The following is a 16,932-nucleotide window of genomic DNA, read 5'->3' as shown; positions in this document are numbered from 1 at the left end:
CGTGTGCGCCGGCTCCCGCTGAGTGACACCGCGGCGCAGGGGCCACCGGCGGCCGTGCGTCCGGCATAGAGTTCCCTCGGCACCGGGGAGGGCGCATGGGGGGACACATGGGGGTCGGGACCGTTCCGGGGTGGGCTTCCACGCTGGATTCCGTGGTGGTGTACGCGCAGGGCGCGCTCTGCCGCCGGCTCGCCCGGGGCACTGTCCCGGAGGACGGCCGGGTCCGGGTCACGGGCCTGCCCCGTTCCATGGACCCGGGCTCGCTGCGCGCGCGGGTCGTGGGCGGCACGGGGGTGCGGGTCACCGAGGCCAGGGTGGAGGTCGAGGCGGAACGGCCCGGTGCCCGCCCGGTCGGCGAGCTGCTCCGTGAAGTCGAACGGCTGCGCGACATCCGGCACGCCACCCACGCCCGGTGGACCAGGCAGCGGGGACTGATCGAGGAGGTGGCGGCGCTGCGCCCGGTGCCGCCACCCCGGGCGAAGGACGCCCCGCACCGTCGCACTCCTGTCGACGCCTGGCTGGGACTCGCCGACTTCGTCGACGACCGGCTGGCCGCGCTGCATGGCCGCCTTCGTGAGCTGGAGGAGGAGCTGAAGGCCGTCGAGCACGAGCTGGACGTCGCCACCGACAGACTCTCCCGCGCCTCCACCGATGCGCCCGCGGCGCATGTGGAGACCTGTCTGGGTGCCGTGCTGACCCTCACCGGCGACGCCGGGACGGACGTCGAGGTGGAGGTGGAGTACGGGGTGCCCGGTGCCGTCTGGGTGCCGGCCTACCGCCTCACCCGGCGTCGGGGCGAGGGCGAGGGACGACTGGCGCTGCGCGCGGCGGTCGCCCAGCGCACCGGCGAGGACTGGATCGGCGTGCGGGTCTCGCTGGCGACGGCGGACCTGCGGCGCCGCGCCGACGCGCCCCGGCTCCGCTCGCTGCGCATCGGACGCAGTCAGCCCGCCCCCGCGCCGTCGGGCTGGCGCGAGCCCCCGCGCGGGCTGAGCGACCTCTTCGCCGGGTACGACGCGGCAGGACCGGCCCCGAGCGCCGCGGGCGCCGCGGCGCGGGGTGCCACCGCTCCGCCGGGTCCGCTTCCGCCTCCACCGCCCCCAGCGACGCCCCCGCTCACGGCGGGCTACGGCGCGCCGGCCGCCGCCCTGCCGGTCCCCGGCGGCCCACCCGCGCTTCCCGCACCCGCCGGAGCCGGCCGTCCGGTGGTCGGCGGCTCCCCTCCCGCGTTCGGGCGGGAGAACGCCTCCCGGCCCGCCGCCCCCCGGACCGGCGCCCGGCCGGGCGCCGTGAGCCCGGCGGCCCCCGCCATGGCCCCTGCGGCCCCCGGCCGGGCGGCGCCGCCACCGCCGCCCGCCCCTCAGCTCGCGCCCGCCGCCCCCACGGCTCCCCCGGCAGGGCCCGCGCGGCCGAGCGGAGCCGCCCTCGACTACGCCGCCCTCGTGCTGTGCGGGCCCGAGGCGCAGGAGGGACGCCGGGGCCGGCTGTTCCCGGACGCGGCGGTCGACCCGGTGACCTCCGAGCGCCGCCGGCGCGCCGAGCAGGCCGCGGCGCTGCCCCTGCCCGCACGCGCCGTGCGTCCCCGCGAATCGGCCGGTTCCTTCGACCACCGCTACGACGCCGCCGCCCCGGCCGACATCCCCTCGGACGGCACGTGGCACACCGTCACCGTCGGCGAGGTGGCGGTCGGTCTGCGGACCGAGTACCTGTGCGTGCCGTCGGTGGAGGAGGCCGTCCACACGACGCTGGTGCTCACCAACGACACCGATCAGGCGCTGCTGGCCGGACCGCTGGAGGTGGCGGCCGACGGGGACTTCCTGGCGAGCACCTCCCTGCCCACCCTCGCTCCCGGCGGAGTGTGCCGGGTGGGTCTCGGCCGTGAGGAGGCCGTCAAGGTCACTCGCCGCACCGACCTGCACGAGTCGACCTCGGGACTGCGCAACAACGTGACCGTGCTCGACCACCACGTCCGTGTGGAGCTGGCCAACCGGCTCGCGGTCGACATCACCGTGGAGGTCCGCGAACGGGTGCCGGTCACCTCCGAGGCGGACGTACGGATCGAGGAGAAGGCCGACTGGAGCGCACCGGCACCGGGCGCGGAGGCCGAACCGCACGCGCCGGGCACCCGCCTGTGGCGGATCGAACTGCCGGCCCGCGCCACCGTCGCCCTCGACGGCGGTTACGTCATCCGCATCCCGGTCGGCAAAGCCCTGACCGGCGGCAACCGCAGGAGCTGACCCGTGATGCCCACGAGCCCCGAGCCGATCCCCCTTCCCGTCACCGCCGTCACCTGCCTGGAGGACCGGGCACATGTGGAACGCGCCGTCGAGCTGGACCTGGAGGCCGGCACCCGGCGGCTGCGCCTCGGGCCGGTCAGCGCCCTGACCGTCGACCGCAGCCTGCACGCCGAACTCACCGCCGGTCACCGGGCGACCGTGCTCGACGTGCGGGTGGTCCGCACCTGGACGCCGCGAGGGCCGGGGCCGGCCGACGACGACTCCCTCCTGCGCCGGCGCGTGCGCACACTCGAAGACGAACAGCACGCCCTGGAACAGCGACGCGAGCGCCTGCACGCCCGCACCGACCTCCTCGGCCGGCTCGCCACCGACCTGCTGCGGGAGATCGGTGAGGGCGCCGGGCGCGGAGAGGCCGAGAAGGACCGCTGGAACCGCGAACTGGACCGGATCGACGGCGAACGCGACACCTACGGCGAGCAGCTGCGCACGGTGGACGCCCGGCTGACCGAGCTCGCCGCCGAACTCTCCGACACCGGGCGCGCGCTGCGGCTCGCGGAGACGCAGCCCGCGGAGCTGGTCGGGCACGTCGAACTGACCGTCCGGGCGGAGGACTCCGGCCCTGCCACCCTGCGCCTGACCCACCTCGTCCCCTGTGCGCTGTGGCGCCCCGCCTACCGGGCCGTGCTCGACGGTGACGCGCTCACGCTGGACACGGACGCGGTGGTCTGGCAGCGCACCGGCGAGGACTGGTCGAACGTACGCCTGACCCTGTCGACGGCCCGCTCCGCGGGCCCCACCCAGCCGCCGCGCCTCGGGGAGGACAGGCTGACGTTGCAGGACCGTTCGCCCGCCGAGCGGCGCACCGTCCACGTCGAGTTGCGCGAGGAGGAGGTCACGGACCTCGGCCCCTCCCCCGAGCAGGGCCTGCCCGGGGTCGACGACGGCGGCGAGGTCCGCGTCCTGCGGTGCGGCGCGCCGGTCTCCGTGCCGTCGGACGGACGGGCCCACCGCGTGCCGCTCTCGTCGTTCACCACACCCGCGAGCAGCCAGTACGTCTGCGCACCCGAGCTGTCCCCGCTGGTCGGCCGGATCGTGCGGTGCGACAACCGCTCCGGACACGCACTGCTCGCCGGGCCGGTGGACCTCGTCAGCGGCAGCGGGTTCGGCGGTCGCGGCACTCTGGACTTCACCGCCCCCGGCGCCCCGCTCGAACTCGCCTTCGGCAGCCGTGACGACCACCGGGTCCTGCGGCGCGCCGAGGAGACCCGTGACACGTCCGGACTCACCCAGCGGACCGTCCTCACCCGCACCGTCCAGCTCCACCTCTCCCGCTTCTCGGCACCCGCCGAACACGGCGACCACGTGGTCGTCGTACGCGAACGCATCCCCGTCTCCGAGACGTCGGCGGTGGAGGTGAACCTGCGGGCCAAGGCCTGCTCCCCCGCACCCGACGAGATCGACGCCGACGGCATCGTCCGCTGGAACGTCACCCTGCCTCCGGGAGGCACGCGCTCCGTCACCCTGGTCTACGACGTCACGGCGGGCGCCCAGGTGAGCGGCCTGTGACCGACGGTCCGTGGCCGACGGCCGGAAGGAAACGGGCACCGTAACCGTTTGGGAAGTAACCTGGCTGATGCCGACGACGACCGAGGAGGCCCGCGACAGTGCCGCGCACCGCCGAGACCAGTCCGCTGACGCAGCCGCCGGCGGCTGACATGGTCCTGGACTTCGTCAACACGCACCCCGCAGGACCCCACCGGTTGCCGGAGCGCTTCGGAAGCGCGGACGACCTGCACGCGTGGCTGCTGGAGCAGGCCATGGGCGCGGAGACGACCCATGTCACGGAGGCCGACGCGGCAGGCGCCCGGGAACTGCGCCAGGCCCTGATCACCGTGCTGCTGGCGCACTCCGGCGACAAGGAGACCACCCCGGGGGCGCTCGCGGAGGCGGAGGAGTACCTGCGGCACGTGGCCACCCGCTACCCCTTGGTCACGGTCGTCACCGCCTCGGGAGCGTCCCTGGCGCCCGCGCAGAGCGACGTCCCGGGCCTGTTCGGCACGGTTCTGGCGAACGCCACCGAGCTGGCACAGGCGGGCGTCTGGGACCGGGTGCGGGCCTGCCGGCACCAGCCGTGCCACTTCGGCTTCTTCGACCGGACGCGCAACAAGAACGCCGTCTTCTGCGGCCCGCGCTGCGGTTCGCGGGAGTCGATGCGGGCGTACCGGCAGCGCAAGAAGGCCCTGGGTTCTTCCTGACGGGCGGCAGCGCGCCACCCTTTCACCGTACCGACCACCCGATGTGAGGCTCCTCTCCTCGTGGCGGCTTGGCGGTTATGAGCAAAACCCGTACGGTCATAACCAAGCCCCATCGCACCAAGAAGAGGAACGAGTCCCCACATGTACATGAAGCTCGAAGTCACCGTGCTGCCCGTCTCCGACGTCGACCGCGCGAAGTCCTTCTACGAAGCGCTGGGCTTCCGCCTCGACATCGACAAGGCCGCCGGCGACGACTGGCGCGCGGTGCACCTCACGCCGCCCGGCTCCGAATGCTCGATCATGTTCGGCAAGGGCATGACCTCCGCCGAGCCGGGCTCGGCGCAGGGCCTCTACCTCGCCGTCCGTGACATCGAGGAGGCCCGTTCGGAACTCCTCGGCCGCGGCATCGAGGTGAGCGAGATCTTCCACGACGCCGGAGGCGTCATCTTCCACGGCCACGAGGGCGGAGACGTCACCCACCGACTCGAGGGCCAGGGCCGTCGACCCGGCCTCCACCCGGAGCGCACCTCCTACGCGTCCTTCGCCACCTTCAGCGACCCCGACGGCAACGGCTGGGTCCTCCAGGAGATCCAGCAGCGCCTCCCGGGCCGCTGAGACCGGGCGACAGCTGTCGTCGCCCAATTCCTCGATCTGACCACGGAATTCGGGACACCCAGGGCGATGACCTGCGGCAACGATTAGTGAGATCCCTCCACCCCCTGTCTGCGCAGGTGGTGCCTGTCCGAACAAGTAGGGCGCTGGTCTTTACCTGTCCCTGAAGGATTCTTCGTGCACCGGCCATCCTCCCTTGGTCGATCTCCCACCAAAGATCCTTACGTTCGCGGCCAAGCACCAAAAGACAGCAATGGAGGATCTAGTGTCCCTGGACGCTCGTAGAGCGCGGCGCTTCGCCGCGCCTGCGGCCACCGCGGTCGCCGCGGTCGTGGTGACGATGGTGGTCAACCCGACGCTCGGCGCGTCGGCTTCGGCCCCGCACGCCACGACCAGCTCGAAGCCGGCGACCGCCAAGAACGTCATCTTCATCAACGGCGACGGCATGGGCGCCGCCATGCGCCAGGCCGCCCGCCTGCACCTGACCGGCCTCGAAGGCCAGCTCGCGATGGACAAGCTGCCCGCCTCGGGTCAGCTGACCACCGAGCCCGACGACCCGAAGGCCGTCGTCACCGACTCGGCCGCCGCGGCGTCCGCGTGGGCCACGGGTGAGAAGACCTACAACGGCGCGATCAGCGTCGACGTGGACGGCAACCCGCTGGCCACCCTCGGCCAGCAGGCCAAGGCGGCCGGCAAGGCCACCGGCCTGGTCACCACCGCGCAGGTGACCGACGCGTCGCCGGCGGCGTTCTTCGCGAACACCGCCAACCGTTCGGCGCAGGACGAGATCGCCCGTCAGTACATCGAGGTCAGCAAGCCCGACGTCATCCTGGGTGGCGGCGAGGACTGGTGGCTGCCCGCCGGCAGCCCCGGTGCCTTCAAGGACCAGCCCGCCGAGGACCCCTCCGAGGCGAGCAAGGGCACCAAGGGCAACCTGATCAAGGAGGCCCAGAAGGCCGGTTACTCCTACGTCTCCGACGGCGACGAGCTCGGCCGCGCCAAGGGCGGCAAGCTTCTGGGCCTCTTCGCCAACGAGGAGATGTTCCAGCAGCGCGCCGAGGGTCAGGGCGACGTCTACAGCCCCGTGGTCGGTCTCTCGACCATGACGAGCAAGGCCCTGAGCACGCTGGACAAGAGCAAGAAGGGCTTCTTCCTCATGGTCGAGGAGGAGGCCACCGACGAGTTCGCGCACTCCAACAACGGCACCCGCGTCCTGCAGTCCATGCAGGAGCTGGAGAAGGCGGTGGCCGTGGCCCGTGCCTACGTCGCCACCCACCCCGACACCCTGCTGGTCGTCACCGGCGACCACGAGACCGGCGGCCTGGCCGTCGAGGAGTCGGACGCCGGTGACGAGTCCGGCGACGCCATCTCGGCCGAGGACGGTCCGTTCGCCATCCGCGGCAGTCAGAAGAACTTCTTCATCGACTGGACCACCTCCGGCCACACCGGTGTGGACGTTCCGGTGACCGCGGCCGGGCCGCTGTCCGACCGCTTCAGCGGCAAGCACGCCAACACCTACGTGTACGACGTGCTGCGCGAGGCACTCACCCGCCGCTGACCTCAGGCCGGCGGTCACCGCACACCCACCGTGCGGTCGAGCGGATCCTGACCGGAACACGGTCGGGATCCGCTCTCCCGTCCCCGGCGTCTACTGGGCGCGGAACTCCGGCGTGCGTTCCGGCGCCGCCGCCGCGAGGGCGTCGGTCACCTCCGCGACGCCGGCGCGCAGGCCGTAGACCGGGGTGCCGGGCTGCTGGCGCCAGGAGTCGTCGAGCCCGCCGGCGTCGACCGTGTCGAAGCCGATCTCGTCGATCAGCGCCCTCACCTTGCGCTTGGCCGCCTCGTCGTCGCCGGCCACCGGCAGCGCCATGCGGTCCGGGGCGCCCGCGGGCAGGGCACGCTCCACGATGTCCTGGGCGAAGGTGCCGTTGAAGGCCTTGATCACGGGGTGCCCGATCCGGCGTTCGGTCCAGCGGCTCTCCGTCAGCCCCTCGTCCTCGATCGCGGCGATCCGGCCGTCGCGCTGCTGCGGGTAGTAGTTGCCGGTGTCGATGACCGCGACGCCTTCCGCGGCCCCGGCAAGGATTCCGGGCGGGAGGGCGGGGACGGACTTCATCGGGACCGTGACGACGACGATCTCGGCGCCGCGGGCCGCCTCGTCGGCCGGGACAGGGGTGGCACCGGTCTCCTCGGCCAGTTCCTTCAGGGTCTCGGGACCGCGTGAGTTCGCGACGAAGACGTCGTGGCCCAGGGCGGTGAGGCGTCGGGTGAGGTTGCCACCGATGTTGCCGGCGCCGATGATGCCGATCTTCATGACAGGGCCTTCCGGGTGTGACCACTCGTACTCTCGCGCGCAACGCCACCGTGGACGCGGCTATTCCGGTAGGTGGTCCGAACGGGGTATGCAGATGGCGTCAAAGACTCAACTCCCCTGTCCCTGGAGGACTTCGTGCGACTCCTGCCCCGCTCCCCGTCCGGCTGGACCATGGCCGGGTTCGGTGTCCTAGCCGCCGTCATGGGTGTGGTGGGGCTCGTCGCCCCGGACTCCCTGCTCACGATCATGGGATTCTCGCCCGTGGCGGGCTCCCGCGCCGAGGGTGACCACACGCTGGTCTTCGTGACCGCGTCCTCCATGGCGGCGCTCAACATGGGCGTGTACTACGTCCTGGCGGCGCTCTCCGACTGGAAGGCGTTCTTCCGCTGGACCGTCCCGTTCCGCCTGCTGACGTGCACGGTCTTCACACTCGCCGTGATCGGTGGCCGCGCTCCCGGCGCCTTCCTCGGCGTGGGCATATGGGAGGGCATCGGCGCACTGGCCACGGGCGCGGCACTCCACCACGAGCGCCGACGCACGCCACAGGGGGCCGAGCAGGGACGCGGGCTTCGCACCGGCGCGTGACCTGGGCGGGCGGGGGCACAGCGCGGCCACGCATCGCCGCGCATCCCGGGTGGACAGCAGGCACAGCGCCACCACGCAGGAGCCGCATGACCCGGGCAGGCAGCACACACAGCCCCGCCACCCACCAGCCGCATGACCCGGGCGGGAGGGGCCGGTGCGCCGGTGGTGCCGGGCACGGTGCGGCCCACCCGTCCGCGCGGGGCCTCCGCGCGCCGTCCGGCGGCGCCCCGCGCAGGTGGATTCGTGCGCGGGGCGGGGCAGCCGTCCGCCGGCGGCTCAGGCGAGTTCGACCAGCAGGTCGCCGCCCTCGACCTGCTGGATGCGGTTGATCGCCAGTCGCGTCACCCGGCCGGCCTTCGGGGCCGTGATCGCCGCTTCCATCTTCATCGCCTCGATCGTGGCCACCGTGGCCCCGGACTCCACCTCGTCCCCTTCGGCGACGGTGAGGGTCACCACGCCGGCGAACGGCGCCGCGACGTGTCCGGCGTTCGTCCGGTCCGCCTTCTCGGTGACCGGGACGTCCGAGGCGGCGGCCCTGTCGCGCACCTGGATCGGCCGCAGCTGACCGTTCAGGGACGACATCACGGTACGCATCCCGCGTTCGTCCGCGTCACCGACGGCCTGCAACTCGATCAGCAGCCGCACACCCCGCTCCAGGTCGACGCCGTACTCCTTGCCCGGGCGCAGCCCGTAGAAGAAGGCCTTGCTGTCCAGCACGCTGGTGTCGCCGTACGAGTCGCGGTGCGCCTCGAACTCGCGGGTCGGTCCCGGGAACAGCAGCCGGTTGAGCGTCGCCCGTCGGTCCTTCGCCAGCCCCTCGCGGTCCTCGGCGCCCAGTTCCGCCACCGGCTTGGCCTCGGCACGCCCCCGCAGCGCCCTGGTGCGGAACGGCTCGGGCCAGCCGCCGGGCGGAGTGCCGAGCTCACCGCGCAGGAAGCCGACGACGGAGTCGGGGATGTCGAACCTGTCGGGCTCCGCCTCGAAGTGGTCCGGGGACACGCCGGCACCCACCAGGTGCAGCGCCAGGTCGCCCACCACCTTCGACGAGGGGGTGACCTTGACCAGACGGCCGAGCATCCGGTCGGCGGCGGCGTACATCGCCTCGATCTCCTCGAAGCGGTCGCCGAGGCCCAGCGCGACGGCCTGGGTGCGCAGGTTGGAGAGCTGCCCGCCGGGGATCTCGTGGTGGTAGACACGGCCGGTCGGTGAGGCCAGACCCGCCTCGAAGGGGGCGTAGACCTTGCGGACGCTCTCCCAGTACGGCTCCAGGTCACCGACGGCCTGGAGGTCGAGGCCCGTCGGCCGTTCGGAGTGGTCCGTCGCGGCCACGAGGGCGGACAGCGACGGCTGCGAGGTCGTACCGGCCATGGAGGCCACCGCCCCGTCCACCGCGTCGGCTCCGGCCTGGACGGCGGCGAGGTAGGTGGCCAGCTGGCCGCCCGCCGTGTCGTGGGTGTGGATGTGGACCGGCAGCCCGAACTCGCGGCGCAGCGCCGACACCAGCTTGGCCGCGGCCGGTGCGCGCAGCAGGCCGGCCATGTCCTTGACGGCCAGCACGTGCGCGCCCGCGTCCACGATCTGCTCGGCCAGGCGCAGGTAGTAGTCCAGGGTGTAGAGCCGCTCGGCCGGGTCGGACAGGTCGGAGGTGTAGCACAGGGCGACCTCCGCGACGGCCGTGCCGGTCTCCCGTACGGCGTCGATGGCGGGCCGCATCTGGTCGATGTCGTTGAGGGCGTCGAAAATGCGGAAGATGTCGATGCCGGTGGCCGCCGCCTCCTGCACGAACGCGTCGGTCACCTCGGTGGGATACGGGGTGTAGCCCACGGTGTTGCGGCCGCGCAGCAGCATCTGAAGGCAGATGTTCGGCACCGCCTCCCGCAGGGCCGCCAGCCGCTCCCACGGGTCCTCGGCGAGGAAGCGCAGGGCGACGTCGTAGGTCGCGCCGCCCCAGCATTCCAGGGACAGCAGCTGGGGCATCGTCCGCGCCACGACGGGGGCGACGGCGAGCAGGTCCTTGGTGCGTACCCGGGTGGCGAGCAGCGACTGGTGGGCGTCGCGGAACGTGGTGTCGGTGACACCGATGGTCGGGGACGCGCGCAGCCAGCCGGCGAAGCCCTCCGGGCCGAGTTCGGCGAGCCGCTGCCGGGATCCGGCCGCCGGTTCCCCGGACGGGAGCGCGGGCAGCTTCGTCAACGGGTCGATGAGGTCCGGCCGTTCGCCGTGCGGCTTGTTGACCGTGACGTCGGCCAGGTAGGTCAGCAGTTTCGTGCCGCGGTCGGCGGAGTGCCGGGCGGTGAGCAGGTGCGGGCGCTGCTCGATGAAGGACGTGGTGACCCGGCCGGCCTGGAAGTCGGGGTCGTCGAGCACGGCCTGCAGGAAGGGGATGTTGGTGGACACGCCGCGGATGCGGAACTCGGCGACGGCGCGCCGGGCCCTGCCCACCGCGGTGGCGAAGTCCCGGCCCCGGCAGGTGAGTTTGACCAGCATGGAGTCGAAGTGCGCGCTGATCTCCGTACCGGCGTGGGTGGTGCCGCCGTCGAGACGGATGCCCGAGCCGCCCGGTGAGCGGTAGGCGCTGATCTGTCCGGTGTCCGGGCGGAAACCGTTGGCGGGGTCCTCGGTGGTGATGCGGCACTGGAGCGCGGCACCGCGCAGGGTGACGGTGTCCTGGGCGAGGCCGAGGTCGGCGAGGGTCTCGCCGGCGGCGATGCGCAGCTGGGCCTGCACGAGGTCGACGTCGGTGACCTCCTCGGTGACCGTGTGCTCGACCTGGATGCGCGGGTTCATCTCGATGAAGACGTGGTTGCCGTCGCGGTCGAGCAGGAATTCCACGGTGCCGGCGTTGCGGTAGCCGATCTGCCGGGCGAAGCGCACGGCGTCGGCACAGATCCGCTCGCGCAGCTCCGGGTCGAGGTTGGGCGCGGGCGCCAGCTCGATCACCTTCTGGTGGCGGCGCTGCACGGAGCAGTCGCGCTCGAAGAGGTGGATGACTTCGCCCTGGCCGTCGGCGAGGATCTGGACCTCGATGTGGCGGGGCTCGACGACGGCCTTCTCCAGGAAGACCGTGGAGTCGCCGAACGCGGACGCCGCCTCGCGGGACGCCGCCTCGATGGCCTCGCGCAGCTGGGCGGGCTCCTCGACGCGGCGCATACCGCGCCCGCCGCCGCCCGCGACCGCCTTGACGAACACCGGGAAGCCGACGTCCTCGGCGGCCCGGACCAGTGCGTCCACGTCGGTGGACGGCTCCGAGGACCTCAGCACCGGTACGCCGGCCTCCCGCGCGGCGGCCACGGCGCGGGCCTTGTTCCCGGTCAGCTCCAGGATGTCCGCGTCCGGTCCGACGAAGGTGATGCCCGCTTCCTCGCAGGCGCGGGCAAGGTCCGGGTTCTCGGACAGGAATCCGTAGCCCGGGTACACGGCGTCCGCTCCGGCGCGGCGCGCCGCGCGCACGATCTCCTCCACGGAGAGATAGGCCCGCACCGGATGCCCGGGCTGCCCGATCTCGTACGCCTCGTCGGCCTTCAGCCGGTGCAGGGAGTTGCGGTCCTCGTGCGGGAAGACGGCGACGGTGCGCGCGCCCAACTCGTATCCCGCGCGGAACGCGCGAATCGCGATCTCGCCACGGTTGGCAACCAGCACCTTGCGGAACATCCTTGATCCCTTCAGCCTGCCGGACGGGGCCCACCCATGGTGTCGGCGACACCGCTCCCACGCCATGTGAACCGGGCCACTCACGGGAGGGTCCGCCGGACTCAGGCGGCCCGCAGTGGCGGGATGTTGTGGTTCACGCGCAGCCTGTTCTCCGGGTCGTACACCGTCTTCAGGGCCCGCAGCCGGGCGTAGACCTCGGGGTCGTAGGCCTCGCGCGTCGCCTGGAGGGTGGAGTCCGCGGGCGCGAGGAAGTTGGGGTGCTTGCCGGGGCCGAGCCAGGGGCGCAGCCGCTCCACGAGTTCCCGTCCCGAGTCGGCGTATGCGGCGACGTCGTGTCCGGGTGGGACGATGGTGAGGGCGAAGAAGGCGTAGGCGGCGTCCCGTCCGCCGACCGCGTTGGGGGTGGCCGGGCTGTTCCCGAACGCGCCACCGAGGGCGCGCAGGTCGAACAGGTTGACGGAACTGTCCGCGGAGGGACCGACGGTGTCGAGGACGGCGTCGATCGTCTTCCGCGACAGCTCCCGCAGCAGCCCGAAGTGCTCGACGGCGGCGGCCGGTTCGCTCGGGTCCATGGTGAGGGCGGCGAAATCGGTGACGGGCATCTCGTGGACCGTGTCCATCAGCACGGGCGCGGCGCGGCGAAGGGGCGCGACGAGCCGCTCGCCCTCGGAGGGCGGGCCCAGGTGGGAGACCCTTACGGACACCACGAGTCCTCCCTGGAGGAACGGGGGCAGCCCGGGCAGGGGCGGCAGGTCGAGGAACGCGATCCCGGAGGTCGTCTCGTCGGGTGCCGCGGCGGCGAAGCGCCCGTACGCCTCCAGGACTTCGCGGGCGTGGTCGCCGGAGAAGAACAGGGCTCCCGCGTAGAGGTGCGTGACGGGGAAGAGCCGGAACTCCATGGCCGTGACGACACCGAAGTTGCTCTTGCCGCCGAGGAGCGCCCCGAACAGGTCCGCCTCGTCGTCCGGGGACACATGATGTGCGGTGCCGTCGGCCGTCACGACGTCCATGGCGCTCACGTGGTCGCAGGCCCAGCCGTACTTGCGGCCCATGATCGGGCTGGCGCCGCCGGCGAGGGTGTATCCGACGACGCCTACTCCCGGTGACGAACCGGCGAGCGGCGCCAGTCCGTGGGCTGCCGCCGCCGCCACGAGCCGTCCGAAGCGGACGCCCGCCTCGACCCGGGCGGTCGCCCGCCCGGCGTCGACGGTGACCCCCGTCATGCGGTGGGTGGTGATGAGCAGCGTCTCCCCCGCCGCCCCGACGGACGGCCCGTGCCCGGTGCTGAGGACGGCGACGGCGAGCCCGTGGGCCTGCGCGAAGCGCATCGCGCGCGTCACGTCGGCCTCGCTGGTGGCTCCCACGACGACTGCCGGGCGGTGGGTCACCGACCGGTTGAACCCGCTGACCTCCTCGTCGTACGCCGCCGAGCCCGGCGTCAGGACGGGCCCGTCGACGCTGCCGGCGAGCCGGTCCACCTCCCCGGTCCAGGAGGGCGGCCGCGCGGAGGTTTCCGGGTGCGCGCGCTGTGCGGTGTCCTGCTGGTCGGGGTGGCGGTGGTCGTGGGGTTCGGCGGCCGGATCCATGGCGGCGCCTTCCTTCTCTGGTCGTGTCCCGTGTGTCGTCCTCAGCTGCCGGCGGGCGGCATCCCGAGAGCCAGTCGCGTCTGGCTCAGCAACGTCCGGCGGAAGTCCTCGGCGGTCGGAGCGGCGTGGTGCAGTACCCGGGGGATCATGACGCCCGCCAGCGCCACCAGGAGGAGGTCGACGGCGTCGTCGGGTGTGCCGTGGGGTGTGAAGGCGCCCCGGTCGCAGCCGTCGGTCACCGCGCGCAGGAAGGGTTCCCGGTAGCGGGCCCAGACCTGCGCGCTGTAGTCCCTCAGCTCCGCGTCGCGGATGCCGGCCCGCCAGAACTCGATGAGTGCCTGCTGCGTGCGTTCCGTACTGCCGAGGCTGCGGTCGATGAGCAGGACGAGGCGCCGCCACGGGTCCTGCTCCGTCGCGGCCGCGGCGGCCAGCGCCGCGACCTCGGCGTCGGTGGATCTGCGCATGGCCTCGATCAGCATGTCCTCACGGGACCCGAAGTAGTTCTGGAGGGTGCTGATCGCCACGCCGCCGGCCGCGGCCACATCGGCGAACCGGGTGTTCTCGTAGCCGCGCGCGGCGAGGGTGTCCACGGCGGCTTCCAGCACTGCTTCCCGCCGGGCCCCACCCGCACGACGGGTGCGCTGGGTGGTAGGCATCCTCATACGGTACGGCGATGCCGAAAGAGTGGCAAACAGTGACAGATCAGGCCGCCTGGTCACCCGGCGTCGTGGCGGCGGCCCTCGCGGCGATCACCGCGCGACCGCGCTCCGACTCCGGGAAGCGGTCGAGCATCGCGCGCAGTTCCCCGGCGCCGACGTACGCCCCGAAGGGCTCGGTGCCCGGTTCGAGCCTTACACCTTCGGCGAGGGGACCCGCCGTCACCGGGTCGAAACCGAGGGCGGTCACGAGGCGCGCGACGGTGGCGAGGTCGCCGTGGTCGTCACCGGCGATCGCGATCGCCTTGCGTCCCGGCGTTCCCTCGGGCCGGGCACCGTCCTCGAGATCGTGGTAGCCCATGTGGTTGAAGGCCTTGACCACCCGTGCCCCGGACAGGTGGGCCTGCACGATCTCGCTGGACGAGGTGAGCGGGTCGGTGAGGTCGTCGCGGATCCCGTCGACCTCCCACCAGTAGTTCATGGCGTCGACGACGAGCTTGCCCCGCAGGGCCTCGGCCGGGACCGTGCGGTACTTGCCGAGCGGGAGGGCCAGGACGACGACGTCCGCCTCCGCCGCGGCCGCCGCGGTGACCGGGACGGCGCCGGGGGTGAGGACCTCCACGGTGAGCTCGATCTTCGCGGGGTCACCCGATCCGGCGATGAGCACGCGGTAGCCGGCGGCCAGGGCCAGGCGGGCCAGCACGGTGCCGACCTTTCCGGCACCCAGGATGCCGACGGTGCGCACGGCGTCGGTGGTGGTGTCCATGTCGTCTCCGTTCCAGGGGGGCTCGGGGGTCAGCCCGCGAGGAGGTCGCGGACCATCGGGAGGACCTTGGTGCCGTACAGCTCGACCGCGCGCAGACGGGCGCTGACCGGCTGTGCGCCGGTGGTGTAGATGAGGTCGAAGCGGCCGACGCCCAGGGTCTTGATCGCACGAGCCATCTTGTGGGCGACGGTCTCGGGCGCACCGATGTAGAGCGAGCCGTGCTCGATCTCGGCCTCGTACTCCTCCTTGCGGATCGGCGGCCAGCCGCGCAGCGCGCCGATCCGGTCCCGGATCACCTTGTAGTGCGGCCAGTGCAGCTCCCTGGCCTCCTCGTCCGTGTCGGCGAGGAAGCCCGGCGAGTGCATGGCGACGGGGTGGGCGGTGGTGCCGAACTTCTCGGTGGCCCGCCGGTAGAGGTCGATGTAGGGCGCGAAGCGCTCAGGGCTGCCGCCGATGATGGCGAGCATGAGCGGGAAGCCGTACCGCGCGGTGCGGACGACCGACTGCGGTGAACCGCCGACGCCGACCCAGGTGGTCAGCCGCCCGGACTCGGTCCTGGGGAAGACGTCCGCGTTCTCCAGCGGCGCCCGCTTGGTTCCGCTCCAGGTGACGGGCTTCTCCTCCAGCAGCTTGGCGAAGAGGTCGATCTTCTCCTCGAACAGCACGTCGTAGTCGCTCAGGTCGTATCCGAACAGGGGGAACGACTCGGTGAAGGAGCCCCGCCCGAGGATGATCTCGGCCCGGCCGTTCGAGAGGGCGTCAAGGGTCGAGAACCGCTGGAACACCCGGACCGGATCGTCGGAGCTCAGCACCGTCACACCCGACGACAGCCGGATGCGGCTGGTCAGTGTGGCGATGCCGGCGAGCACGGTCTCCGGCGAGGAGATCGCGTACTCCGGGCGGTGGTGCTCACCGAGCGCGAGGACGTCGACGCCTGTCTCCTCGGCGAGGACCGCCTCGTCGAGGACCTGCCGGATGGCCCGGGCGTCGGACACGGGCGTTCCCGCGTCGTCCAGCGGCACATCGCCGAAGGTGTCGAGACCGAGGACGAGATCAGACATGGCTGGATTCCTTCGTGAGCAGATGCCGTACCCGCGGGGCGACTTCGCCGCCCAGCAGCTCGATCGTGCGGGCGCGGGCCTCGCGCGGGAGGTTCATGACGTCGTACTTGAGGTCGAAACGGTCCAGGCGCAGCTCGCGGGCCATGGTGGCGATCTTGCGTGCCACGGTCTCGGGTGATCCGACGAACAGCGCGCCCTGGTCGACCTCCGCCAGGTAGCGCTCGCGGGTCGGCTTGTAGAACCCGCGCTCCTGCGCGAGGGCGGCGACGACCGGCTGCCAGTACTGCCACCAGGTCTCGACCGCCTCCTCGTCGGTGTCGGCGACCAGCCCCAGCGAGTGCTGGGCCACGGGCTGCCTGCCGTGCCCGAACTGTTCGAGGGTGCGGTGGTAGAGCTCGACGTGACCGGCGAAGCGCTGGGGCCGGCCGCCGATGACGGCGAGCATGAGCGGCAGGCCGTGACGGGCCGCGCGCACCACGGAGTTCGGGCTGCCGCCCACGCCGATCCAGGTGGGGATGCCTCCGGGCGGCATACGGGGACGCAGCCGCTGCTCGACGAGCGGGGGGCGGAACCGGCCCGACCAGGTGACCGTCTCCTCGCGCTGGAGGCGCAGGAACAGGTCGAGCTTCTCCTCGAACAGCTCCTCGTAGTCGGCGAGGTCATGGCCGAACAGCGGGAACGACTCGGTGGCCGAGGCCCGCCCCAGGACGAGCTGGGCGCGGCCGTTCGAGGCGGCGTCCAGCGTGGAGAACTCGTGGTAGAGCCGCACGGGGTCGTTGGTGCTCAGCACGGTCACCGAGGTGCCGAGCCGGATGCGCCGTGTCGCGGTGGCGATCGCGGCGAGCAGGACGGGGGTGGCGCTGTCGTTGTGGCCCGCGCGGTAGTGCTCGCCGATGCTGAAGACGTCGATCCCGGCCGCCTCGGCGAGCCGGGCCTCCTCGATCAGCAGGCGAACGGTCTCGGCGTCGCTCAGCGGCCGGCCGGTGCCGTCCGTGGCGACCTCCCCGAACGAGTTCAGCCCCACTTCGAACGCTGTCGCCGTCATGGACTCCTCCTACCGACTCCCGGGACGCCCTGCGCCACCCGGGACAGCATATTGCTTGACGCAGCAAATAATCACGCAATGTGCTTGACGCGTCAACCACAGGCCCTTCACCTGCCCCTATCCTGTGATTGATCGAACACGGACAAATGCGGGGCTCGGGCGGG

General features: G+C 72.5%; 13 protein-coding genes. 6 read left to right on the top strand and 7 right to left on the bottom strand.

The window, feature by feature from the left end; genetic code table 11:
• Nucleotides 1-107 precede the first annotated feature (107 nt).
• The 5 genes from ACIP2X_RS05745 to ACIP2X_RS05725 all read left to right on the top strand — a co-directional run bounded on the left by ACIP2X_RS05745 (nucleotide 108) and on the right by ACIP2X_RS05725 (nucleotide 6,662).
• Complete coding sequence (locus tag ACIP2X_RS05745; RefSeq protein ID WP_401668899.1) at nucleotides 108-2,237, top strand: DUF4139 domain-containing protein; 2,130 nt, start codon at nucleotides 108-110, stop codon at nucleotides 2,235-2,237.
• Nucleotides 2,238-2,243: 6 nt separating this feature from the next.
• Complete coding sequence (locus ACIP2X_RS05740; RefSeq protein ID WP_401667935.1) at nucleotides 2,244-3,803, top strand: mucoidy inhibitor MuiA family protein; 1,560 nt, start codon at nucleotides 2,244-2,246, stop codon at nucleotides 3,801-3,803.
• A gap of 98 nt (nucleotides 3,804-3,901) precedes the next feature.
• Nucleotides 3,902-4,492, top strand: a complete 591-nt coding sequence (locus tag ACIP2X_RS05735; protein ID WP_401667933.1) for a CGNR zinc finger domain-containing protein — start codon at nucleotides 3,902-3,904, stop codon at nucleotides 4,490-4,492.
• Between the two features lie 141 nt (nucleotides 4,493-4,633).
• Nucleotides 4,634-5,107: a VOC family protein gene (locus ACIP2X_RS05730; RefSeq protein WP_401667930.1), complete on the top strand. Its 474-nt coding sequence runs from the start codon at nucleotides 4,634-4,636 to the stop codon at nucleotides 5,105-5,107.
• Between the two features lie 262 nt (nucleotides 5,108-5,369).
• Nucleotides 5,370-6,662 carry an alkaline phosphatase gene (locus ACIP2X_RS05725; protein ID WP_401667928.1) on the top strand — a complete coding sequence of 431 codons (1,293 nt, stop codon included), beginning with the start codon at nucleotides 5,370-5,372 and terminating at the stop codon, nucleotides 6,660-6,662.
• Between the two features lie 90 nt (nucleotides 6,663-6,752).
• Here ACIP2X_RS05725 and ACIP2X_RS05720 read toward each other — a convergent pair whose 3' ends face one another.
• A complete protein-coding gene (locus ACIP2X_RS05720; protein ID WP_401667925.1) occupies nucleotides 6,753-7,418 on the bottom strand; it encodes an NADPH-dependent F420 reductase in 666 nt (221 codons plus the stop codon).
• Nucleotides 7,419-7,553: 135 nt separating this feature from the next.
• On the opposite strand from ACIP2X_RS05720, the gene ACIP2X_RS05715 reads away from it, so the two are divergent.
• Nucleotides 7,554-8,003 carry a hypothetical protein gene (locus ACIP2X_RS05715; protein WP_401667923.1) on the top strand — a complete coding sequence of 150 codons (450 nt, stop codon included), beginning with the start codon at nucleotides 7,554-7,556 and terminating at the stop codon, nucleotides 8,001-8,003.
• Nucleotides 8,004-8,279: 276 nt separating this feature from the next.
• Here the strand turns inward: ACIP2X_RS05715 and ACIP2X_RS05710 are convergent, their stop codons facing one another.
• The 6 genes from ACIP2X_RS05710 to ACIP2X_RS05685 form a co-directional block, all read right to left on the bottom strand.
• Entirely contained in the window at nucleotides 8,280-11,654 is a 3,375-nt protein-coding gene (locus ACIP2X_RS05710) for a pyruvate carboxylase (RefSeq protein WP_401667920.1), read from the bottom strand.
• Nucleotides 11,655-11,755: 101 nt separating this feature from the next.
• Nucleotides 11,756-13,240, bottom strand: a complete 1,485-nt coding sequence (locus ACIP2X_RS05705; protein WP_401667918.1) for an FAD-binding protein — start codon at nucleotides 13,238-13,240, stop codon at nucleotides 11,756-11,758.
• A gap of 41 nt (nucleotides 13,241-13,281) precedes the next feature.
• Nucleotides 13,282-13,896: a TetR/AcrR family transcriptional regulator gene (locus ACIP2X_RS05700; protein ID WP_401667915.1), complete on the bottom strand. Its 615-nt coding sequence runs from the start codon at nucleotides 13,894-13,896 to the stop codon at nucleotides 13,282-13,284.
• A gap of 46 nt (nucleotides 13,897-13,942) precedes the next feature.
• Nucleotides 13,943-14,662, bottom strand: a complete 720-nt coding sequence (locus tag ACIP2X_RS05695) for an NADPH-dependent F420 reductase (protein WP_401667913.1) — start codon at nucleotides 14,660-14,662, stop codon at nucleotides 13,943-13,945.
• Between the two features lie 29 nt (nucleotides 14,663-14,691).
• The gene (locus ACIP2X_RS05690) at nucleotides 14,692-15,723 is read right to left on the bottom strand and encodes an LLM class flavin-dependent oxidoreductase (protein ID WP_401667911.1); all 1,032 of its coding nucleotides are present in this window, start codon (nucleotides 15,721-15,723) and stop codon (nucleotides 14,692-14,694) included.
• Entirely contained in the window at nucleotides 15,716-16,768 is a 1,053-nt protein-coding gene (locus tag ACIP2X_RS05685) for an LLM class flavin-dependent oxidoreductase (RefSeq protein WP_401667909.1), read from the bottom strand. Before ACIP2X_RS05685 ends, ACIP2X_RS05690 begins: the two co-directional genes overlap by 8 nt.
• Nucleotides 16,769-16,932 lie beyond the last annotated feature (164 nt).

The sequence above is a fragment of the Streptomyces sp. NPDC089424 genome (assembly GCF_044749345.1).
GTDB lineage: Bacteria > Actinomycetota > Actinomycetes > Streptomycetales > Streptomycetaceae > Streptomyces.
The sequence above is the reverse complement of the archived record's forward strand: the minus strand, read 5'-3'. Positions and strand labels throughout refer to the sequence as shown.